Here is a 22,617-nt window from a genome sequence, read left to right on the forward strand (position 1 = left end):
AGAGGCTTTTGTTTTTGATTGAGTCGCTAGTAACGACTAACCGTACATAGGTAGCATATCCGCCATCGCCAACAAGTGACATGCAGCAGTAATCACACCAAATAGGATCACTATGGCTATCGCCGCGTTACCACCAGGTACCTTATAGCTAGTGCTATTTGGATACATGACTCTGACTTTATAAGCCATCATTGCTGGCACAATTGCCGCCCAAATAGTAGCCGCCAACGCTGCAAAGCCAATAGCAATAAGGAAGCCATTCGGAAACAGTAGACCAAGTAATGTAGGCGGAAGAAAAGTCACAGTTGCAGTCTTTAGACGACCTGAGCGCGACTCATCAAAGCCAAATAGATCCGCAAGATAATCAAACAGACCTAAGGTTACTCCCAAGAAAGACGAGGCTACAGCTAGGTTAGCAAACAGAGTTAGCATGGTCGTTAGCCAGTCACTGGTTATCACACCAGATAGGGCACTCACCAGCACGCCCATATTACCGCCCTGTTCAATAATACCAACAAAGCCAGTTCTAGAAATATTGCCCATGGTTGCAACAAGCCAGCAAACATAGATAACCAATGCTATACCTGTACCAATCACTATGGCCTTGATAATGGTGCGGTGGTCTTTACCGTAATATTTAACCAGACTAGGCACATTGCCATGATAACCAAAACTGACTAGACCAAAAGGCAGTGCAGCTAGCATATAAGGCAGGTACTTATTTTCACCATCAGGACTAAGTAACTTTACCGACTCAACGTCGAGTAATAGATTACCCACCGCGAGGAAGAAAGTGATAATCATGCCACCCAGCATCACAGTGGTAATTCTGTCGACCGCTTTGGTGCTGATGATAACGATCGTTGCCAGCACACCAGCAAACACCAACCCCGCTACGCTCTGTGGTAGATGAATACCTAAGCCTTCGAAACTATGATTCACAATTGAGCCACCGCCACTGATATAGGCATAGGTCAAAATATACAGAACAAAGGCGATTGATAAGCCGTTAACGATACGCCAGAACTGGCCTAAGGTTGCCTTAGTCAGAGTATCGAAGCTCGCACCCGGCTCAAAGTGTAAGTTGGTTTCAAGCAGCATTAGGCCCGACACCAGCATACAAAGCCACACAGCAGCCATCATCAATAGCGAGTAACCGAACCACATTCCAGCGCCAACAACAGGTAAAGAAAACATACCCGCGCCGACTGCTGTACCCGCAATAATCATGGCGCCACCTAACAGCGACTTACCTGCAACCTTGTTCTTGGCTGCATTCATATGATTTGCCATTAAGTATTCTGCTCCGCATGCACACTATCGACAATCGTTTGTCTTACGGACGAACGTAGCAGTAGGTTGGCTCTCTCTTTTATACGTTTGATATCGCTGCACTCTTGAGTATCAGCTAGGTAGCCTAGCTCTTTTAATTTGACGCTCAGCGTAGCGTATAGCTTCTTGTCATAAAACTCTGGTGCAGTAATACCGTGAAGTGCGCCTAATCTTTGTGCCAAGCGGTGGCTGTCTTTTTCAAGCTCTGAACGCTCGATATTCGGCTTTACTTCAAGCAAGTTAAACAAGATAGCGTAACGTTGCATAGTTTCACTTATCGTACCCGAAAGCAGCAGTAGCTGATTGATATTGCTATCTACAACTTCAAAGTATTCCGCTTCAACGACAAGACCTTGAGCAACAAAAATGTCAAGGATCTGGCTAGCGTATTGAGCAGGGTCATTAATACCCATAAACAATTCGGCTTCAAGCAGTGGATAGAAGTCATTCACAACACAAATAACATCTTCACGGCTGCAATTTTCTTTACGCAGCAAACAAGCCGCAATCAAAGATGGCAACACCATAAGGTGGATAATGTTATTACGATAGTAAGTCATGGTGATCGCGATGCTTTGATCAATCGAAATAATATCGCCTAGTGGATCGCTTTCAATTTGCAGCTTTTTAAGCTCCAAACCTTGAGAAACTAGATCATGGCCCGTACCTTCTGGCACAGACGTATACTCGGTATATGGCAGCTCTTTTAATATGGTTAGATAAAGATCTAGCTGCTTCTCTAGCTGAGATCGCTCCAGCGCATTTTGCTCTGAAGCGAGCAACACCATACTGGTTAAGGTCACAGAGCTCACTGCCGCGGCATCATTGATGTTAGTCATCACGCGATTAGCAAGCGTGTTCACCACAGGTGTTAACCAGCTAGGTTTTTGTTCTGGGTCTTTAGCAATATCTTCACGCCAGCTAGGAGCCTGCTCATTCAAGAAGTTATGCAAAGTAATTGGCTCACCAAAGTTAACGTAACCTTGACCAAAGTTGCCCAACTTACGAATGGCGCCAAACACCTGCCAAACAGACTCTTTCTTTTTCTTCTTACCGCTCAGCTCTTTATGGTAAGTAGCTACTTCCATTACATGGTCATAGCCTAAATACACAGGTACTAGCGTGACTGGACGTTCAACACCGCGTAAAACGCTGTTTAGTGTCATGGCGATCATGCCGGTTTTAGGTGCCAGCAAACGACCGGTGCGTGAACGGCCACCTTCGGTGAAGTATTCTACCGAATAGCCTTTGGTAAATAGCTGATCTAAATACTCACGGAACACGGCAGTGTAAAGCTTGTTACCACCAAAGCTACGGCGAATAAAGAATGCGCCACCACGACGGAATGCAGGACCTGCTGGCCAGAAGTTAAGGTTAATACCCGCAGCGATGTGCGGTGGCACCATACCTTGATAATAAAGAATATAAGACAGTAACAAGTAGTCCATATGGCTACGGTGACATGGCACATACACAATCTCATGCCCATCATGGTGCAGCTGTCTGACCTGTTCAGCACCTTTAATGTTGATGCCTTTATATAGCTTGTTCCAAAGCCAAGTTAGGAAACGCTCGGCGATGCGAACTAAACTATCTGAGTAATCTGCAGCAATTTCATCGAGGTACTCCATCGCTTTAGCGCGCGCTTCTGCCTCGGAAATCTTCTTGCTTGCCGCTTCCTCTTTAATAGCCTTGGTAATAGATTCTGATTTAAGTAGCGAATGAAATAGTGCCTGACGCTTAGGCAGCTGCGGCCCTGTCATCACCTTACGTTGACGCTGGAAGTGCACCCTTGCAACACGAGCAAGCTTTTGTGCGATACGCTTATCAGTGCCGTGTTCATCAGCCATATAACGCAGTGAAACTGCATTAGAAAACTGGACAAAGTTATGTCGACCTAAGAACAAGATCATTAGGCACTTACGTAACCAGGTTGGATTTTGGCGCTCGAGAACCGCTGCGCGCATGGTGTCGTCTTCTTTACCCGGAGTACGACCCCAATAAAGGCTGACTGGCACCAATTGAATGTCTAATTCGCGATTTTGCTTATGTACGCTAAGTAGTCTCTTGAAGCAATCAATGTACTGCTCGCCACCTTCACGTTGGCCGAACAGAGGCTTACTTCCTTCTAGGCAAACAACTCTAGGGGCCTTAACACCATTGACTTCTAAGTCCTCATAAGGACTTGGTAGACCTAGCTTTGCCGTCATTTCGCTAAGCGCTGCAATATCACTGACAGATTCAGTTTTCATTACATAAGCGAGTGGCTTACTTGGATCTAAATTGAGATCGTCAAAAGGATCGTGAGGCACCACGACAGTGTGAACTAATTTACGCTGTAACCAACGTAAAGATTTGAACCAAAGAGAGTCTTGTTTGGACATGTTTATATGCAATGTTAGTCGCTTCTAATAATGCGCTAGAATACCAGATATTGAAACGCTTTGCGCGATTGTATTGTTACCGTACACAATAGGATTTGTATATTTATAGAACAATGACTTACGAAGAAAAAAAGTGAAAATTATCAATAATTCAGAATTAAATTGCGTTCATACTGATTTCATATTGTTATCGATGCATGAAGACATAAAAGCCGATTAGCGGCCTATGTTGAGTCCAGTTTCACACGAAACTCCACCCAAAATTAAATCAATAACTTATATGCTGAAATCCAAATGCGCAAAGCTATAAGATCCCAGATAACGTGGAATTCCCCTCCAGAAATCCAGCTAAAATGAAACTGACGAGAAAAACCAATATGACAACTCTTCTCAGTCAAACGTCGCTCTCCCCTAGAATTCTCTCCCAAACCAGTTAATACCCGATGTTATGCAAGTTTTCAGTTTCACGTCGCTGGATTTATTTCATTTGAAACTGGATCCCACACAAAAAAGTTATATCTGGTTATTACTTGCACTCATTAAATTACTGTATATACTAACAGGTACTGTATAGAAAGACAGGGTTAACAATGAGACCACTTACACCACGCCAAGCAGAAATTTTAGAGCTAATTAAGCGCAACATTGCAGATACAGGCATGCCACCAACTCGCGCCGAAATAGCAAGACGTTTAGGCTTTAAGTCTGCCAATGCTGCCGAAGAGCATCTAAAAGCCTTAGCTAAAAAAGGCTGCATCGAAATTATGCCGGGCACATCTCGCGGCATTAAGTTAACCCAAGAAAGCACCGAAGAAACTGATCTAGGCTTACCACTCATCGGCCAAGTTGCTGCTGGTGAACCTATCTTAGCCCAAGAGCATGTTGAACAGCATTACCAAGTTGACCCAGCAATGTTCCGCCCATCGGCTGATTTTCTCCTGAGGGTCCGTGGTGACAGTATGAAGAATATCGGCATTCTCGAAGGTGACTTGTTAGCAGTGCACAAGATAGAACAAGCTCGCAATGGCCAAATCGTTGTGGCGCGCGTCGAAGACGATGTCACGGTTAAACGTTTTGAGAAGAAAGGTAACAAAGTTTTTTTACATGCAGAAAACGAAGATTACTCACCAATTGAAGTGGATCTAGCGAACCAAAGCTTAAGTATTGAAGGTTTAGCCGTTGGTGTGATCCGTAATGGAGACTGGCAATGAACAAACTATTAGGAGTTAGCCCGCGTCACCCGGGGCTTTGGCAAGATATACCTTCGACGAGCATAAGTGCAAATTCGGGAAATGAAATCACCAGCATGGTGTCCCACACTCAAGGCCGCGATGAGCTCACTCAAATCTGTGCTCAACTTTCACAGCTTAGCCAACAAGGCCGCTGGATTGTACTTATCAGCCCTCCTAATATTGGTTATAAACAAATGCTAGCCGCTGCCGGCGTAAGAATGGACAGGATTTTACTGGTTCACGCTAAAGACGAAGTGGAAACACTTTGGGCAATGGAAAAAGCATTAACCAGCGGTACCTCTAGCGCTGTAATCACCTGGACTAACTCGTTAGATGCTCGTGATAGTCGACGCCTACAGATTGTTGCCAAAAGCGCACGCGCAGCAGGCATTATTATCGAAAATGCCAATGGAAATACTATTGAGAATGGCAGTCGTCATTTACTCGATAATTCTGTCAGCGCCCAAGACTGTAGTTTTACCCAAACGTCATTATTTAGCGCAATTCATTAATACACTCTGCTAGCCTAGCCCTCTTTCTACAAACCAAGTTTCTAGTAAAGACTCTTGGTTTTACTAAAGCTCTCAATCGAGAGCTTTTTTATTGCCAGAAATTTATTTCCATAATAAGCAAATGAATCAAAAAGTGATCTTGATCAATATTTAAACACCAAGTAGTGTAGGAAGTGATAACAACGATATTTTGTTATATCCGAACGATTTAGTCGTCGGTCTTAAATTTGGTTCTAAGTGAATTATCACTCAAATTAAGACTGAAATCGGCCTGATATATTTCAGCCGTAGGTGCCAACGTGGTGACACAAAACAGTAGCAAATACTGAATATACAATAGTCGCTGTCGCAATTGAGTTAATGCGACAACTTTGACAAAACCACTCGCGCACTTTGAAGTCATCGTTGCTTTTTTGGGAACTGAAGAGTTTACATAGAGCAGAGACTTACTGTGTGACTCTTCTTTGTCTTGTTGACAGAGGAGAAGTCTAGTGAAGCAATTGTTGTATAGTGTGCTGGCGCTACTATTTACGCCCGCGCTTGTTGCATCGGAAATGCCACTTAATATGACAAAAGGTGTTACGGATATCAGTGGTCAGGTCTACAGCCTGCACATGATTATTCTCTACATCTGTTGTGCTATTGGCATAGTGGTGTTCGGCGTAATGATTTATGCCATGATCAACCACCGAAAATCTAAAGGCGCTGTCGCCGCCAATTTCCACGAAAGCACTAAAGTCGAAATATTATGGACTGTTGTGCCTTTCATTATTCTTATCGGAATGGCTATTCCAGCAACCAAGACTTTGATTGCAATGGAAGATCCCAGTGACGCCGACCTCACCATTAAAGTAACTGGTTCCCAATGGAAATGGCATTACAGTTACTTTGATAAAGACATATCGTTTTTCAGTTTACTGTCGACTCCGAGAGATCAGATTGAAGGCAATGCAACCAAAGGCGAAAACTACCTACTGGAAGTTGATAAGCCATTAGTGCTGCCAATTAATCGTAAAGTGCGCTTCTTGATGACTTCTGAAGACGTTATTCACTCATGGTGGGTACCTGCTTTCGCGGTTAAAAAAGATGCTAATCCCGGTTTTATTAATGAAGCCTGGACCAAGATTGATAAGCCGGGGATCTATCGCGGCCAATGTGCAGAGCTCTGCGGTAAAGACCATGGTTTTATGCCTATTGTGGTTGAAGCATTATCGGAGGAGGACTTTGACGCTTGGCTAATAGCTCAGCAACAAGAGGCCAGTAACGCCGCAGCCGCAGCCCAAGCAGCACTATCACAAACACTCACTATGGAAGAGCTCATGGCTCAAGGCGAGCAAGTGTATATGGCTCGCTGCGCCGCCTGTCACCAACCTAATGGTGCAGGGCTACCGGGTGTATTCCCATCACTCATTGGCAGCCCAATGATTAAAGGTGCCGTTGCAGGCCATATTGATATTGTGGTCAATGGTAAGCCCGGTACTGCGATGCAGGCATTTTCGCAACAGCTTACCGCCACCGAAATTGCCGCCGTCGTAACATTTGAGCGTAATGCTTGGGGTAATGATTCTGGTGAAATGGTGCAAGCGTCTGATATTAAGCAAGACACCACAACATCTGTAACATCTTCTGAGCCAACAGCAACCATATCGACACCGACTCCAGCAGCAACATCAACAGAAGTGAAACGCGATAAAAAGCTTGAAGCCCAAGCAAGTATAAATGTCGCTAATGATATTGCGTCAGCGCCATTAAATGACTTAGCTATGAATCAGCTCATCACGATTGGCGAAAAGGTGTATTTAGCCCAGTGTGCGGCCTGCCACCAAGCAAATGGTTCAGGTCTACCACCAGCGTTTCCTTCACTGATAGGCAGCCCTGTTATTAACGGGCCCATTGCTGATCACCTTGATATCGTCATTAACGGTAAACCCGGTACAGCAATGCAAGCATTTGGCAAATTACTCACACCACAGGAGCTTGCTGCGGTAGTGACATACGAGCGTAATGCTTGGGGTAATAATTCAGGTGATGCCGTACAGGCAACAGATGTCGATGGTCACGCTAAGTAGGGGATGTAAATGAGCACAATTACACAAGATTCACCAGCCGCTCACGACGATCACCATGATGACCACCATCATGGGGCGCCGAAAGGCATTATGCGCTGGATATTAACCACTAACCATAAAGATATCGGTACGCTTTATTTATGGTTTAGTTTCATCATGTTCCTCACCGGTGGCGCCATGGCAATGGTGATCCGCGCAGAACTATTTCAACCTGGCTTACAATTAGTCGAGCCTAACTTCTTTAACCAAATGACCACAGTCCATGGCTTAATTATGGTCTTCGGAGCGGTAATGCCTGCCTTTACCGGCTTGGCTAACTGGTTAATTCCTATGATGATTGGCGCGCCAGATATGGCGCTACCGCGGATGAATAACTGGAGCTTTTGGATTTTGCCCTTCGCATTTTCTATCTTGCTCAGCTCGTTATTTATGGAAGGAGGGGGGCCTAACTTTGGCTGGACCTTCTACGCACCGTTGTCGACCACCTATAGCCCTGACAGTACAGCCTTGTTTGTATTTGCGGTGCACATTATGGGTATAAGCTCGATTATGGGTGCGATAAACGTGGTGGTTACTATCGTTAATATGCGTGCACCGGGCATGACCTGGATGAAGCTACCGTTATTCGTATGGACTTGGCTGATTACCGCATTCCTATTGATTGCCGTAATGCCGGTGCTTGCGGGTGTGGTCACCATGGTGCTCACCGATAAATACTTTGGCACCAGCTTTTTTGATGCCGCAGGCGGCGGCGATCCAGTGATGTTCCAGCATATTTTCTGGTTCTTTGGTCACCCTGAAGTGTACATCATGATTTTACCGTCATTCGGTATTATCTCAGCGATTGTGCCAGCCTTTAGTCGCAAACGCTTATTTGGCTATTCGTCGATGGTTTACGCCACCGCCAGTATCGCCATTTTGTCGTTCTTGGTTTGGGCGCACCACATGTTTACTACAGGAATGCCGGTATTTGCTGAGCTATTCTTTATGTACTGCACCATGTTGATTGCGGTGCCAACGGGAGTAAAAGTGTTTAACTGGGTGGCAACTATGTGGCGTGGTTCAATTACTTTTGAAACCCCCATGTTATTTGCGGTCGCCTTTATCATTTTGTTCACCATCGGCGGCTTCTCTGGTTTGATGCTGGCGATTACTCCCGCAGATTTTCAGTACCATGATACCTACTTTGTGGTGGCGCATTTCCATTATGTACTAGTGACAGGAGCTATCTTCTCCATTATGGCGGCAGCCTATTATTGGTTACCTAAATGGACCGGCAACATGTACAGCGAAAGTTTGGGACGTTGGCATTTCTGGTGTTCCGTTATTTCGGTGAACGTATTGTTCTTCCCAATGCATTTCCTTGGGCTTGCAGGTATGCCACGACGGATCCCTGATTATGCGATTCAATTTGCCGATGTTAACCAGATAGTCTCCATCGGTGGATTTGCTTTTGGTCTGTCGCAGCTGATTTTCTTAGCTGTGGTGATTAAATGTATTCGCGGTGGTGAGAAAGCGCCAGCTAAACCGTGGGAAGGAGCCGAAGGTCTAGAATGGACTATTCCTAGCCCTGCACCCTATCACTCATTTACGACACCACCAGAGGTGAAGTAAACATGGAAAAGACAAAGCGTAAATCCAATAAAAAACTGATCATAGTGCTGATTTTTAGCTCTCTGGGGATGTTTGGCTTTGGATTTGCGCTTGTCCCTTTATACGACGTACTGTGCGATGCTCTAGGTATTAACGGCAAAACCCAAAGTACTGCCAGCGTTTATCAGCCCGTCGTCATAGATAAAAATAGAACCATTACCGTAGAGTTTGTGTCTCAGGTGCAAAGTGATATGCCTTGGACGTTCGAACCAGAAGTTAACACTATGCAAGTTCACCCCGGTGAGCTTATTCGGACCCATTTTGTAGCAACAAATTTGTCTGCAAAGCATATTGTTGGCCAAGCGATCCCGTCGGTGTCACCCGGACAAGGCGCCGCATACTTTAATAAAACGGAATGCTTCTGTTTCAATCAGCAGGTATTAACGGCCCAAGCCGAAGCTGATCTCCCACTGATATTTTTTGTGGATCCCGAATTACCAGATTCAATATCAACCTTGACCCTCTCTTATACCCTCTACAACATCACCGACAAAGGCTATGTCGCCAGCACTGCTGTAGAGCAAGGAGCCGCAAGATGACAACAGATAACAAGCATGAAAACTATTATGTTCCCGCCCAAAGTGCCTGGCCGATTATTGGTGCTATAGGCCTATTTCTCATCGCTTTTGGCGCGGGGAGTTACGTCTCTGAATTAAAGAGTGACGGCACTGGCGGTGGCTATATTTTACTGGCCGGAATAACCGTGATCATTTTTATGATATTTGGCTGGTTTAGAACCGTAATCGCCGAGTCAATGGCAGGGCTTTATTCTAAACAGATGGATCGCTCATTTAGACAAGGGATGAGCTGGTTTATTTTCTCAGAAGTGATGTTCTTCGCTGCCTTTTTTGGCGCACTGTTTTATGCCCGTATGATTTCAGTGCCTTGGTTAGGTGGCGCATCAAATAATGCCATGACCAATGAAGTGTTATGGCCAACATTTGAAGCAGTTTGGCCGCTAATTACCACACCAGACGGCACAACAACACAAGCTATGGGTTGGATGGGGCTGCCCCTGTATAACACCCTAATCCTGTTAACCTCGTCGGTAACACTACACTTTGCCCACGTGGGACTAGAACAAGATAAGCGTAAAGCACTAACTGTCTGGCTAGGTTTGACCATTTTATTGGGTATCGCTTTCCTTGGGTTGCAAGCTGAAGAGTATATTCATGCTTATCAAGAGATGGGACTCACCCTAGATGCAGGCGTTTACGGCAACACCTTTTTCCTATTAACGGGCTTTCACGGTATGCACGTAACCTTAGGAACCGTGTTTCTGATAGTGCTATTTTTTAGAGTACTCAAGGGGCATTTTACTCCTGAAAAGCACTTTGCCTTCCAAGCTGGCGCTTGGTATTGGCACTTTGTTGATGTGGTATGGCTATGTCTATTTATCTTCGTTTACGTGTTGTAAAAGATGAAACCTAATCATTAATAGGGTCTGGAGTTAGGGGCTATGACTCCAGTCCCTAATGCCACCAGCAGCAAAACAACGACCAACACAGAGAACAGAACCCGTCGACCTAAATATTGGCTCATAGGGACTGATGTCTCCCCTTTCACCATAATAAACAGGGCGCGGCCTAGATTAAACAGTATGAATAGCAGTAGTAATACTAAGACGACTTTAAAGATAAACAAAACAGACATGAGCTCTCCTAGAGTTAAGGTGAATCTTGCTTGGTTATTTATTGTGCTTATTACTGTGCTAGTGTTTTCAATTTTGGTCAAGCTAGGTTTTTGGCAACTCGAACGCGCACAATATAAGTCGCAATGGCAGCAACAGCTGAGCGAAAGACAAGCCGCCTCAGTACTCAACTATTCTCAGTTACTCAATTCAGCTAAAGGTGAAGTCTTAACCGGCTTTAAACTTAAAACGGCTGTCACCCCGGTCTCGAGTGATATTTTTTTACTCGACAACCAAATCTATCAAGGTCGGGTCGGTTATCTCGCGCTACAAGCCGTCCAAGTAAATGAATTTCAACCTTGGCTACTCGTAGAGCTAGGTTTTGTTCCTGCTGGGTTAAATCGTTCGCAATTACCCAATGTAGAACCAATTAGTCAGCCAACAGTTTTAGAGGGACGCGTTTATCAAAAGCAGGTCAACCCGATGAGCTCAGAATTAATGGCTGAAAACGCTTGGCCCAAGCGCATCCAGAACCTCAATATTCCCCAGTTAGCTCGATTGATTGATAGGCCTTTAGCCAATCTGGTTTTGCAGCCAAACAACCTCGACAATTCTTACCCACACCCGTGGCAGCCAATCCCTTTATCATCGCAAAAACATCACGGCTATGCGGTGCAATGGTTTTCGATGGCTGCGGTGTTTGCATTTTTAATGGGATATCTGTTGTTTCGTAAACTAAAACAATCAGATAAATAAGAAAACAAATAGGCTATTGCTAACTATACACAGACACTGTAGGTTAGAAATTAAGCGACCTAGCCGTTCCGGGAAGCTCAATTCTGATCAATTATTTTGATGGATTATTGTCACCATTTTTAGCCATTACAGACTTACAAGATACGTTAGTCAGTGCGCTAGAAAGGATGAAATAACAGAAAGAGGAGATGGAATGAACTCCCCCAAAAAGAACGGTAAGCGTACCCTCATACTCTTGTTACTGGCTTTTGTACTGCCGGTCATGGCGGCTAAGATTGTACTCAGCTTTGATTTATACCAAGGCGGAGCGACCAATAAAGGCCAACTATTAGATAGCATCAGCTATACCAATCTAGCCATGGCTAACCCTCAGCCTCAAGAATGGCAACTGTTATATCAATTGCCTAGCCATTGTGACGCCATCTGTGAAGATAGACTCTACATCTTACAGCAGAGCCATGTTGCCCTTGGTCGTAATCAAGATCGCGTACACACCATTATTATGGTTAATCAGCAAAGCGATACCGCAGCATTAACGGGCTTCGATTTTGTTACAGCCACACCATCTGCGGAGCTGAGCCAGTTACTTAATCAACAAGAGCTAGTGATAGTCGATCCGCTAGGAAGCTTAGTAATGAGCTATCCGATTGCCGAAGACCATCAAGCACAAATCATGCAAGGCAAAGCGCTAGTAGCCGATCTACGTAAGTTACTCAAACTTTCGCGAATTGGGTAAAGGGGGCTTTATGCAGATTAAGTCGTTATTGAAGATCACTTTGGTGTTTACCCTGTGCGTGATAATGATGGGAGCATATACACGACTCTCTGACGCTGGTCTTGGCTGCCCTGACTGGCCAGGTTGTTACGGTATGCTAAAAGTGCCCACCGAAAGCCACGAATTAGCAAAAGTGCAGCAAGCCTTCCCTGACCATACAGTTGAAACTGAAAAAGCTTGGTTAGAGATGATCCACCGCTATATCGCTGGTGCGCTAGGCCTGCTGGTATTATTGATTTTAATCCTCAGCCTCAAAACGGCTGATGCTCCCAAGAAGCTACCAATGTTTATTGCAGCGCTTATTATCTTTCAAGCAGCATTGGGCATGTGGACTGTAACGATGAAGCTTATGCCTATTATTGTGATGGCACACTTAATTGGTGGCTTTGCGCTATTTTCACTGCTGTTATTACTGTACTTACGTAACAAACCACTAAGGATCCCCGGCGGCGATCCTACTGCTCGCAAACTGGCAGGGGTGGCTGCCATCAGTATCGGTGTGTTGTTATTACAGATTGTATTAGGCGGTTGGACATCTGCAAATTATGCCGCCCTTGCTTGTACCACATTGCCATTTTGCGAGGGCAATTGGGTCGATAACCTTAGCCTTGCTAAAGCCTTCTCTCCTTTTCAAGGTGATCACGCCAGCTTTGAATTTGGCGTACTCGATTACCCCGCCAGAATGACCATTCACGTTGCGCACCGCGTTGGCGCAATCATCACTGCTGCTATCTTGTTATATCTGGCTTTTAAACTGATTCGTAATGCTAATTCAAACATTATGCGCAACGCAGCATGGTTGCTGGTTGGTTTGGTGATATTACAGGTGGCACTAGGCATCAGTAATGTCGTTCTCAACCTTCCACTAGGGATTGCAGTTTCTCATAACGCTGGTGCTGCGCTATTGCTGCTCAATCTAGTTTTTATCAATTACGCCTTATGGCGCAAAGCATAGAAAGGCTAAATAAATGACAACAAATATCGCCTTTCATTTTAGTAACCGAGTACAGTGAGGTACCGAATATGGCCAAACAAATCGCTATAACACGCAGCCCTTCAACGCCTATATTTCAGTGGCGTGCCTACTATGAAATGACCAAACCTAAAGTGGTCGCACTCATGCTACTCACCGTTTTAGTGGGTATGTGTTTAGCGGTACCAGGAACCGTACCACTTGTGCCATTAATTGCTGGCATGGCTGGAATTGGCATGATGGCCGGCTCTGCAGCGGCCTTTAATCATTTAATCGATCGCCGTATCGACGGCTTGATGGCCCGTACCTACAACCGCCCGCTACCTAAAGGCAGAGTATCGATTGCTAAGGCGTTAACCTTCTCCTTCGGTTTAGGCATCTTAGGATTTGTGATTCTTTATGCCTTAGTCAATCCACTGACCGCTTGGCTAACCTTTGCCAGTTTAATTGGCTATGCGGTGGTTTATACCGCCTATTTGAAACGCGCAACACCGCAAAACATCGTGGTGGGTGGTTTGGCAGGTGCAATGCCACCGCTGCTCGGTTGGACAGCTGTAACAGGTGAATTCCACGGCAATGCATTGCTACTGGTGATCATCATCTTTGCTTGGACGCCGCCACACTTTTGGGCCCTAGCTATTCATCGTAAAACTGAATACGCCAAAGTCGATATCCCTATGCTACCGGTCACTCATGGCGTTGAATTCACTAAAACCTGCATTTTCCTATACACGGTATTGTTAGCCATAGCCTGCTTATTACCCGTGTTAGTAGGCATGTGTGGTCCCGTTTATTTAGTGAGCTCAACTTTACTCAGTGCAGGGTTTATCTATAAGGCATGGCAACTTAAATATCATGAGCAGCCAGGTATGGCGATGGATGTGTTTAAGTTTTCTATCTATCACCTAATGCTGCTGTTTATTGCTTTATTGGTCGATCATTATTTATGGGTATAACAACAGCAACCCTGTTATCGAGCGAGGATAGAAGATGAAAATCAGCTGGATTATTGCTGCTGTGTTATTGATGGCAGCGGGAGTATACGCAAGCATACAGTTAGGCCAACCTAAAGAGTTAGCGTTGCAAACAAGTTTCGAGTATCCAGCGCCACTGCCATTAGCGCCTTTCTCGCTGACAGATCAACAAGGCAATGCCTTCAGCAATGCCGACTTACTTGGCAAGTGGAGTCTGTTTTTCATTGGCTACACCTCTTGCCCAGATGTTTGTCCTACGACCATGGGCAAGCTGACTTCGGCCTATCCAAGCCTCAGCGGAACAACCGAGCTACAGGTGGTTTTCCTGTCAGTCGATCCGCAAAGAGACTCTACAGCGACCTTAGAAAACTATATAAAATTCTTTAACCCCGAGTTTATTGCCGTAACAGGAGAGCATAAACAACTGCTGCCGATCACTCGCAGCTTAGGTTTCGTCTATGCCATGGTGGGAACAGGTGAAGACTATCAGGTCGATCACAGTGCTTCATTCGCTCTGGTTTCGCCTCAAGGGGAAAAGGTCGCCATCATCAAGCCAAAATCGAGCAGTCCTGGAAAACTACCGCAGATCAAAAATAGCGATTTAATTCATGATGTAAACGCAATTATTGATAAATACTCGGGATAATAAGCACCGTAAAATTCAAACAAAAAAAAAGCGCCAATAATGGCACTTTCTTTGCTTTAAAAGCTATTCAGCAATCCACTGGCCGTTTGATTTAGGCCTAACCCAAGGCTGTGAGAACCAGTAGTAACTCCCCTTGCTCTTACTTGGCACCGTACAGTTATAACGTGAACGCCCTGCAGGTAAATCTAATTCAGCCTGAATACTGAACTCATTCTCAGAGATCCAACTTGGCTTCTTAGCGCCTTGGCCCTGAATAAAGCACATCAGCTGTGACGCATTGATATCACTCATATCTAGGGTCACCTTAATCTCTGGACGCCACTGGCCTTGAGCCAACTCTGGGTTGCTATTTGTTTGAGCCAGCACAGGCATATTCAAACTATGCAGCTTTACCTTTAGGCTGTTAAGATCGGCATAAACACCGGCAACAGGAAAGCGAGGTAACGCCGTCAACGGAGAGTAAGGGCCCGCCGCTCCAGATTGCTGACCAAATGCAACAAAGCCGTGCTTGTCGAGCATATCTTCAATCTGCTGATTATACTCACCGTATGGGTAAGCCAGCATTTTCAAGTTTTGCCCTGTAGCCTTGGCAATCTCAGCCTCGGTGCGCAGAATATTGCTCTCGATACGCGCTAACCACTGCTTATCCGTTTCGCCTGTCTCTTTACGAATAAGGTGTTCATGCCCCCAACTATGGTTAGCAATCTCCGCTCCCTCGTTAGATAGCGTGATCAGCTGCTGCCAGCTCATCATTTCACCATACTCTTTTAGGATCGGTTCAACCGAGACAAAAAGGGTGTAGGGGAATTTATATTGCTTTAAAATAGGGTGCGCTGTATTAGCAATGCTGCGGTAACCATCATCGAAGGTAATCGCAATTGTTTTTGCTGGCAGCGCTTTCTTAGCCTTAATTGACTCCACCACTGTTGAAAGTGGCACGACATTAAAGTTGTTTTCCGCCAGGTACTGCATCTGCTCTTTAAATTGCGCAGGAGTCACGCTGGTGATCGCTGGCGTACTATCCGAGACATGATGATATTGTAAAATCACTGTCGCGTGAGCCGAAAAACCTGTCAGCGCAAGTAGCGCTAGCAACACGTTTTTAACCATAAATATTAGACCTCTAGAATGATTGCCTTATTGTTAAACCCACAGAAAAACCGACAACTGTTTGCCCTTGCACTGCCAATGATCTTATCAAATATCACAGTGCCGTTACTGGGGCTTGTCGATACCGCCGTTGTTGGACATCTTAGTAACGCCTATTATTTAGGCGGTGTGGCAGTTGGGTCAACGATTATAACCTTAATTTTGTGGTTACTAGGATTTTTACGCATGTCGACCACGGGATTAGTCGCCCAAGCCTATGGCGCGAACGACACCCAGCAACAATTTAAACTCTTGGTACAAGCTGCAAGTCTAGCACTCATGTTTGGTATTGCCGCTATCGCATTGCAGCTACCCATAATGAATTTAGCCATGTCGCTGTCAGATGCCAGCGTCGAGGTAGAGCGCTATTGCCGAGAGTATTTTCATGTCAGGATCTGGTCGACTCCCTTCGCCCTGATGAATTTAGTACTACTCGGTTGGTTACTAGGGCGACAGCAACCTAAGGCTGCAATGTGGCAGCTGATTGTGGCTAACCTAGTGAATATCGTATTAGATGTTATCTTCGTACTGGGTCTAGGCTGGGGCGTAAAAGGCGCTGCATTAGCCTCGGTGTTCGCCGATATATCAGGCTTCTTAGTGGCACTGACCATGGTTCGTAGTCAACTGGGCAAGCTAGGTGATTTTAAGTTAGTGCAGCTCATCAAGCAGTTATCTTTGCAAAGTTACAGCAAGATGATGAGCCTCAACACAGACATCTTTATTCGTAGCTTATGTTTGCAAGCGTCATTTGCCTTTATGACTTTTTACGGCGCGGGTCTAGGTGATAATACCGTTGCAGCCAATGCCGTGTTGCTTAACTTATTACTACTTATCTCCTATGCACTCGATGGCATCGCCTATTATGCCGAGGCAGAAGTAGGCCGCGCTCATGGCCAGAAAAATAGCCGTTTAATGCAGGAATCGGTGGCATTAGCCTGGGTGTGGTCGGCCATTGCGGCTTTAAGCTTCACACTGTTTTTTGCTCTCGCAGGCTCACAGATTATCTCTCTGTTGACTAGTATCAGTGAAGTTAAGGCCGTAGCCGAGCAATACCTGATTTGGGTCATATTCATCCCCTTACTCGCCTTTGGTTCCTACCTTTTTGATGGTGTTTATATTGGTGCGGCTCAGGGCAAGGTGATGCGTAACAGTATGATCATATCTACGTTCGGTGTGTTTTTCCCGGTCTGGTATCTATTAGAGTCACAGGGTAATTTCGCCTTATGGGCGGCCATGAGCTGCTTTATGCTGGCGCGTAGTGCGTCACTGTCGCTGCATTACTGGTTTAGACTCAGACAAGTGCTAAACTAGTTATCAACTCACAGACACAAAAAACGCGACCAATTGGTCGCGTTTTTTATGCTAACTCTATATCCAGTATTACTGGTAAGAGTGCTCGCCGTGCTGATGCTCAGTCACGTCTTTTACGCCTGATAGCTCACCAGGGAACATATCAAGTAGTTGCTTCTCGATACCATCCTTTAGCGTTACATCAACCATAGAACAACCATTACAACCACCACCAAACTGTAATACAGCGATGCCGTCTTCAGTGATTTCAACTAGCATGATGTTACCACCATGACTTGCTAGCTGTGGGTTGATTTCAGACTGGATAACGTACTCGATACGCTCTTGTAATGACGCATCGTCAGACACTTTACGCATTTTAGCGTTAGGCGCCTTAAGCGTTAACTGTGAACCTAGCTGATCGGTAACGAAGTCAATTGTCGCCTCTTCAAGGAAAGGAGCGCTTTTCTCATCAACCATGGCATTAAAGCCAGTGAATTCTAGTTCTGTGTCGTCAGCTTCAACTGCATCTGGTGGACAGTACGATACGCCACACTCAGCCTGCGCAGTACCTGGGCTGATAACAAATACTCGAATGTGAGTTCCTTCAGGCTGATCTGATAACAATTTAACAAAATGCGCCTGAGCTGCTTCGGAAATGGTAATCATGAAAACATGCTCCGTCAGGGATAAACCTGAGTGTTTTAGTAAGAATTAACCCTATAATACTCTTACTCGGCATTCCTTTGTAGCCCCTAACCCTCACAGATTAAGAATAAATAGCGATCAGATCACAGTTTTTTATCTAACTCGACTGTGGTTTTGTCAACGCTGAGCTGCTAATTTAACAACAATATTATAAATATAATGAAAAATTCCATGCTCAGAATCTGTCTTGTGTTTTTGTGTGCCTTTTTGATGTCGTCCTCCTTTTTTGCCGAAGCAAAGAAAACGCGTTTAACAGACAGTCCGCTCTATGGTGTCAACACCACTAGCCCCGAGGAGTTTCTGGGTTACCCACTCGGAGAGCGCTTACTTAGACACGATCAGATTAATTACTACCTAAAAGAGATTGCGGCACAAAACCCCAGAGTATCCCTAGAAAACACGGGGCAAAGTCATGAGGCAAGGCAGCAATTAACCGCGGTTATTACCTCGGTAAATAATCAGTCAAAACTGGATAAAATCTTAGAACAGCGCCAACAAGTGAAATATGGAGCGGAGCAAAGTGGGCCGCTGATTATTTGGCTGGCCTACTCAATTCACGGCGATGAGATCAGCGGCGCCCATAGCGCCCTAAAACTCACCCATATGCTGGCCACCAGCGAAGAAAAATGGGTCAAGGATCTGCTTGAGCAGGCCGTAGTACTTATCACCCCGAGCCAAAACCCCGATGGACTCGATCGATTTTCAACATGGGCCAGTGGCTATGCAGGCAAAGTCGTTGTCAGTGACCCAAATCATAAAGAGCATAAACAGGGCTGGCCTACGGGCAGAAGTAACCATTATTTTGCCGATCTCAATCGTGACTGGCTGTTCCTGCGCCATCCAGAATCCCAAGGGCGCGTAGCATTATTTCATCGTTGGCAGCCCCACTATGTAGGCGACTTTCATGAGATGGGCCATAACTTCACTTATTTTTTCCAGCCCGGAGTCCCCGAGCGCACCCACCCGCTCACTCCGGCGGGTAACCAAAAACTTACCGCAAAACTTGCCGCCTACCATCAAGCCGCGCTAGATGATAATAAGCAAAGTTACTTTAGCCGCCAGTTATTTGATGATTTCTTCTATGGCAAAGGCTCTACCTATCCGGATATCAATGGTGCGATTGGCGTCTTGTTTGAGCAGGCTAGTGCCCGTGGTCAGCAACAGGACTCGGTCAATGGCATAGTGCACCTTCAAGAGGGCATAGAGAATCAATACGCGACCTCAATCTCTAGCCTCAAAGGCGCCTTGGCGTTAAAGCCTGAACTAGAGCAATATCAGGCGGAGTTTTTTAAGGGTAAGCATCAACAAGCGATGAAGAAAAAACCTCGCCAGGCAGGACTATTACTTAGCACTAATAGTGACCCTAGCAGAATTCGAGCTCTCACAGAGCTGCTCAACCAGCATCAAATCGAGTATTACTACCTCACCAATAAACTCACTCAGTCTGGTATCGATTTTGATGTCGACAGCAGTATTTTCATCCCTAATAAACAGGCACAAAGTGCGCTTCTGATGGCGATGTTTGACGATAGAACCGAATTTGTTGATCCCACCTTTTATGATATATCCACCTGGAATCTACAACATGCCTTCAATCTAACTTTGCGCCGCAACGTCAAGCTCGAACTTAGCGTACTCAGCCAAACACCTGCTAAGTTTTCACCGCCAAGCTGGGACAAGGATGCCGTCGCCCTACTCATAGATTGGCGCGATAGCCAAGCAGCAGTATTACTGCAGCAGCTACTCAGCCAAGGTATTCAGGTTAAGTTTGCCGCCAAACCCTTTAGCATAATCAGCAGCAGTGGTGAAATAGACTTTGCCTCTGGCACACTGCAAGTTCCTCTAAAACAGGATAACTTCACTGCGAGTGAGATAAGCCAGCGTGTTCAGCTGTTAGCTCAGCAGCTAAAAGTCGATGTCATCGCGGCTAATACCAGTGCTGCTAGCAAGGGCATAGATCTCGGCAGTCCCGACTTTAAGCTCATCAAACCTATTCGCCCTCTCATAGTCAGCGGTAAAGGCACCTCTATTTCTGAAGTTGGGCAGCTATGGTATTACTTGGATAACACCTTAGGCGTCGCAACCACACTGGTCGATAGCAACGACCTCGCATCGATAAAATTAGCCGATTACAGTCATGTGCTATTGGCCGATGGCAGCTATAAAACCTTAAACGATCGCTTCGCCCGTAAGCTGGGCCAGTTTGCCTCGGAAGGCGGCGTAGTGATTGCGCAAAAAGGCGCGCTGAATTGGCTAAGTGATTCCAACTTACTTAAAACCGATCCGCGTAGCGAACGATTCTATAAGCAGCTGTTTGATGCCGACGGTCTGTCATTCGAGCAGAAATCCAATTTCGGTGCCAAACAGCAGATAGGTGGCGCGATTGTCGAGCTAACACTCGATACTAGCCACCCAATTAGCTTTGGCCTCGATGGTGATCGTCTGCCAGTGATGAAGAATAAGCCACTAGGCTTTTCTCGGACCACCAAAGCCTTTTCAGTTGCGGCAAACTACGCCTCAGAGCCGCTATTAAGTGGCTACCTCGCCAAGGAGTATCAGAACAGCTTCAGTGATTCGCCAGCGATTATCGTTGAGTCTCGTAACAAGGGGGCCATCGTGGCGCTAGCCGACAACCTGCTGTTTAGAAATATCTGGCTTGGCTCTGAAAAAGCTTATGCCAATGCGCTTTACTTTATTCCAGCGCTTCACTAAGTAGTCGCTCGATAGCTTTAGTATTTAGCGGCTCCCCGGTGCCTCGGCTCTAGCCAGGCACCAAACTTGAACTTGGGTGTGCTGTCGCTGCAATAATCTCGCAATCTCCTCCACAGTGGTGCCGGTAGTCACCACATCATCGATTAACGCCACACGCTGCCAACTAAATTCGGATGAAAGCTCGAAAGCACCTTTGAGATTTTTACGGCGCAATTTGCCTGACAGTCCCGCTTGCGGCAGAGTCTCTCTCACCCTAAGCAGGATATTGTCGACGAGCGGTATATCGAGTCGCTTAGAGAGCGCCTGCCCGATTAGCCAAGCCTGATTAAAGCCCCGTTGTTGCAGTCTTTTTTTATGCAGCGGTACGGCAATGAGTACTTGTGGCAGCTGGATAAAGCCTAAATATTCTAAATATAGAATTCGCTGAACCAACGCATCGACCAGTACATCGATCACCGCAAACTGTGCCTGATATTTTATCTGCCCAACCCAGTGACCGAGTCCATGATGATAACTACAGGGCGCGATAACGGTTAATGGGTTCGATACCATGCAATGACCACAAAAAGCCATGTTCAGCTGCATCTCTGCGCCGCAGCCTAAACAGATTGGAGCTTGATAACGGCAAGCATGTAAGCAAGCGGTACAGATCCCGCGGTTAACTGAATCGATATGTTGATGGCACAATAAACAGCGATTGGGTAAAATTGCCGATAGCCACCGAGTCCATGGTATTTGCTTGATAAGTGAAATCCTTTTCCATCTTTAATGTTCCAACGTTAACCAACGAGGCCCAAAATGAGTCAGCCCCAAATCCATATAGAATCTATCGGTCAAGGGCCCGATGTTGTCATGCTTCACGGTTGGGGGGTTAACAGCGCCGTATTTACTCCGCTTCAAGGTTCATTAGCCAAGTATAGGGTTCACTTGGTCGATCTGCCGGGATTTGGCCATAGCCAAGCTGTTAATGGCGATATCCATGACTGGCTAGACGCCATCTTAAATACGGTTCCAGAGCAAGCTATCTGGACAGGCTGGTCTCTCGGGGGGCTCGTCGCCACATTAGCCGCCATACATCACCCGCAGCGCGTGTCAGCCCTTTGCACTATCGCCTCATCGCCTTGCTTTATGGCTGGTGAAGATTGGCCGGGGATCCCAGAACAAGTATTAAGCCAATTTGCCCAGCAACTGACTCAAGATCTAGATAAAACCATAGAGCGTTTCCTCGCTATTCAAGCCATGGGAAGTGCAACGGCTAAGGGTGATATCAAACAATTACGTGAGTTAGTGCTCGCTAGACCTAGAGCTCAACAGCCTGCGCTAGCTCAAGGACTTAAGATGCTTGAACAAGTGGATTTACGAGCCGACCTAGCTCAAATCAGCCAACCTTGGTTAAGAGTCTGGGGACGATTAGACGGTTTGGTGCCACGCAGAATGATAAAAGCCATGCCACAACTGCCACAAAGCCAAGACTTACTGCTAAATAAAGCGTCTCACGCCCCGTTTATTAGCCATCAGCAAGAGTTTCTCGATGGCTTCAATCTCTGGCTAGACGAACAGAGCTAATCAACGTAGAAGTAGGCAGCCAAAAACGCTCCAGAATGGCGAGTTTTAGCGATTCTGATGCTGTGACTCTTAATAAACAAGAGGGAGCTAAACCCTAGTTCAGCTATGCCCTTCACTCGTTACAAACCACATGGATAATGGAATGGACCCATCCACTTTTAATCGGCCTCGCAATGGGCCACGATGTAGTTGCTTAAACTCATCAGAAAGAGGACGGGTCCACTATGAACATTACTACAATTGGTCTTGATATCGC

General features: G+C 45.8%; 20 protein-coding genes. 14 read left to right on the forward strand and 6 right to left on the reverse strand.

Annotated features, from left to right (window positions below; genetic code table 11):
• Window positions 1–36 precede the first annotated feature (36 nt).
• Window positions 37–1,293: a tryptophan permease gene (mtr, locus tag K5Q73_RS20130; protein ID WP_220765673.1), complete on the reverse strand. Its 1,257-nt coding sequence runs from the start codon at window positions 1,291–1,293 to the stop codon at window positions 37–39.
• Complete coding sequence (gene plsB, locus K5Q73_RS20135) at window positions 1,293–3,716, reverse strand: glycerol-3-phosphate 1-O-acyltransferase PlsB (RefSeq protein WP_220765674.1); 2,424 nt, start codon at window positions 3,714–3,716, stop codon at window positions 1,293–1,295. The genes mtr and plsB overlap by 1 nt, the downstream gene beginning before the upstream one ends.
• Before the next feature lie 590 nt (window positions 3,717–4,306).
• On the opposite strand from plsB, the gene lexA reads away from it, so the two are divergent.
• The 6 genes from lexA to K5Q73_RS20165 all read left to right on the forward strand — a co-directional run bounded on the left by lexA (window position 4,307) and on the right by K5Q73_RS20165 (window position 10,599).
• Window positions 4,307–4,927 carry a transcriptional repressor LexA gene (gene lexA, locus K5Q73_RS20140; protein ID WP_220765675.1) on the forward strand — a complete coding sequence of 207 codons (621 nt, stop codon included), beginning with the start codon at window positions 4,307–4,309 and terminating at the stop codon, window positions 4,925–4,927.
• Window positions 4,924–5,460 (forward strand): cell division inhibitor SulA, encoded by a 537-nt coding sequence (locus tag K5Q73_RS20145; RefSeq protein WP_220765676.1) that lies wholly within the window; start codon window positions 4,924–4,926, stop codon window positions 5,458–5,460. Before lexA ends, K5Q73_RS20145 begins: the two co-directional genes overlap by 4 nt.
• 491 nt (window positions 5,461–5,951) lie before the next feature.
• Complete coding sequence (gene coxB, locus K5Q73_RS20150) at window positions 5,952–7,529, forward strand: cytochrome c oxidase subunit II (protein WP_220765677.1); 1,578 nt, start codon at window positions 5,952–5,954, stop codon at window positions 7,527–7,529.
• 9 nt (window positions 7,530–7,538) lie between these two features.
• Complete coding sequence (gene ctaD / locus K5Q73_RS20155; RefSeq protein ID WP_220765678.1) at window positions 7,539–9,143, forward strand: cytochrome c oxidase subunit I; 1,605 nt, start codon at window positions 7,539–7,541, stop codon at window positions 9,141–9,143.
• Between the two features lie 2 nt (window positions 9,144–9,145).
• Window positions 9,146–9,721 carry a cytochrome c oxidase assembly protein gene (locus K5Q73_RS20160; protein WP_220765679.1) on the forward strand — a complete coding sequence of 192 codons (576 nt, stop codon included), beginning with the start codon at window positions 9,146–9,148 and terminating at the stop codon, window positions 9,719–9,721.
• A complete protein-coding gene (locus tag K5Q73_RS20165; protein ID WP_220765680.1) occupies window positions 9,718–10,599 on the forward strand; it encodes a cytochrome c oxidase subunit 3 in 882 nt (293 codons plus the stop codon). Before K5Q73_RS20160 ends, K5Q73_RS20165 begins: the two co-directional genes overlap by 4 nt.
• 17 nt (window positions 10,600–10,616) lie before the next feature.
• Here the strand turns inward: K5Q73_RS20165 and K5Q73_RS20170 are convergent, their stop codons facing one another.
• Window positions 10,617–10,835 (reverse strand): DUF2909 family protein, encoded by a 219-nt coding sequence (locus tag K5Q73_RS20170; RefSeq protein ID WP_220765681.1) that lies wholly within the window; start codon window positions 10,833–10,835, stop codon window positions 10,617–10,619.
• Here K5Q73_RS20170 and K5Q73_RS20175 point away from each other — a divergent pair.
• The 5 genes from K5Q73_RS20175 to K5Q73_RS20195 all read left to right on the forward strand — a co-directional run bounded on the left by K5Q73_RS20175 (window position 10,834) and on the right by K5Q73_RS20195 (window position 14,936).
• On the forward strand, window positions 10,834–11,568 hold the full coding sequence (locus K5Q73_RS20175) for an SURF1 family protein (protein ID WP_220765682.1): 735 nt from the start codon (window positions 10,834–10,836) through the stop codon (window positions 11,566–11,568). The genes K5Q73_RS20170 and K5Q73_RS20175 overlap by 2 nt on opposite strands.
• Before the next feature lie 193 nt (window positions 11,569–11,761).
• Window positions 11,762–12,304: a hypothetical protein gene (locus K5Q73_RS20180; protein ID WP_220765683.1), complete on the forward strand. Its 543-nt coding sequence runs from the start codon at window positions 11,762–11,764 to the stop codon at window positions 12,302–12,304.
• Between the two features lie 10 nt (window positions 12,305–12,314).
• Window positions 12,315–13,298, forward strand: coding sequence for a heme A synthase (locus tag K5Q73_RS20185; RefSeq protein WP_220765684.1), 984 nt, complete (start codon window positions 12,315–12,317; stop codon window positions 13,296–13,298).
• A 68-nt stretch (window positions 13,299–13,366) separates the two neighbouring features.
• Entirely contained in the window at window positions 13,367–14,272 is a 906-nt protein-coding gene (gene cyoE / locus K5Q73_RS20190; RefSeq protein ID WP_220765685.1) for a heme o synthase, read from the forward strand.
• A gap of 34 nt (window positions 14,273–14,306) precedes the next feature.
• Window positions 14,307–14,936: an SCO family protein gene (locus K5Q73_RS20195; protein ID WP_220765686.1), complete on the forward strand. Its 630-nt coding sequence runs from the start codon at window positions 14,307–14,309 to the stop codon at window positions 14,934–14,936.
• A gap of 63 nt (window positions 14,937–14,999) precedes the next feature.
• Here K5Q73_RS20195 and K5Q73_RS20200 read toward each other — a convergent pair whose 3' ends face one another.
• The gene (locus tag K5Q73_RS20200) at window positions 15,000–16,046 is read right to left on the reverse strand and encodes a polysaccharide deacetylase family protein (RefSeq protein WP_220765687.1); all 1,047 of its coding nucleotides are present in this window, start codon (window positions 16,044–16,046) and stop codon (window positions 15,000–15,002) included.
• A gap of 18 nt (window positions 16,047–16,064) precedes the next feature.
• Here K5Q73_RS20200 and K5Q73_RS20205 point away from each other — a divergent pair, with 18 nt between their 5' ends.
• A complete protein-coding gene (locus tag K5Q73_RS20205) occupies window positions 16,065–17,396 on the forward strand; it encodes an MATE family efflux transporter (protein ID WP_220765688.1) in 1,332 nt (443 codons plus the stop codon).
• 69 nt (window positions 17,397–17,465) lie between these two features.
• Here K5Q73_RS20205 and nfuA read toward each other — a convergent pair whose 3' ends face one another.
• Complete coding sequence (gene nfuA, locus K5Q73_RS20210) at window positions 17,466–18,044, reverse strand: Fe-S biogenesis protein NfuA (protein WP_220765689.1); 579 nt, start codon at window positions 18,042–18,044, stop codon at window positions 17,466–17,468.
• 210 nt (window positions 18,045–18,254) lie between these two features.
• On the opposite strand from nfuA, the gene K5Q73_RS20215 reads away from it, so the two are divergent.
• Window positions 18,255–20,795, forward strand: coding sequence for a M14 family zinc carboxypeptidase (locus K5Q73_RS20215; RefSeq protein WP_374706891.1), 2,541 nt, complete (start codon window positions 18,255–18,257; stop codon window positions 20,793–20,795).
• A gap of 24 nt (window positions 20,796–20,819) precedes the next feature.
• Here K5Q73_RS20215 and K5Q73_RS20220 read toward each other — a convergent pair whose 3' ends face one another.
• Window positions 20,820–21,548, reverse strand: a complete 729-nt coding sequence (locus tag K5Q73_RS20220; protein WP_220765692.1) for a ComF family protein — start codon at window positions 21,546–21,548, stop codon at window positions 20,820–20,822.
• Window positions 21,549–21,593: 45 nt separating this feature from the next.
• Here K5Q73_RS20220 and bioH point away from each other — a divergent pair, with 45 nt between their 5' ends.
• The gene (bioH, locus tag K5Q73_RS20225) at window positions 21,594–22,361 is read left to right on the forward strand and encodes a pimeloyl-ACP methyl ester esterase BioH (RefSeq protein ID WP_220765691.1); all 768 of its coding nucleotides are present in this window, start codon (window positions 21,594–21,596) and stop codon (window positions 22,359–22,361) included.
• Window positions 22,362–22,617 lie beyond the last annotated feature (256 nt).

The sequence above is a fragment of the Shewanella sp. MBTL60-112-B2 genome, assembly GCF_019655055.1.
GTDB lineage: Bacteria > Pseudomonadota > Gammaproteobacteria > Enterobacterales > Shewanellaceae > Shewanella.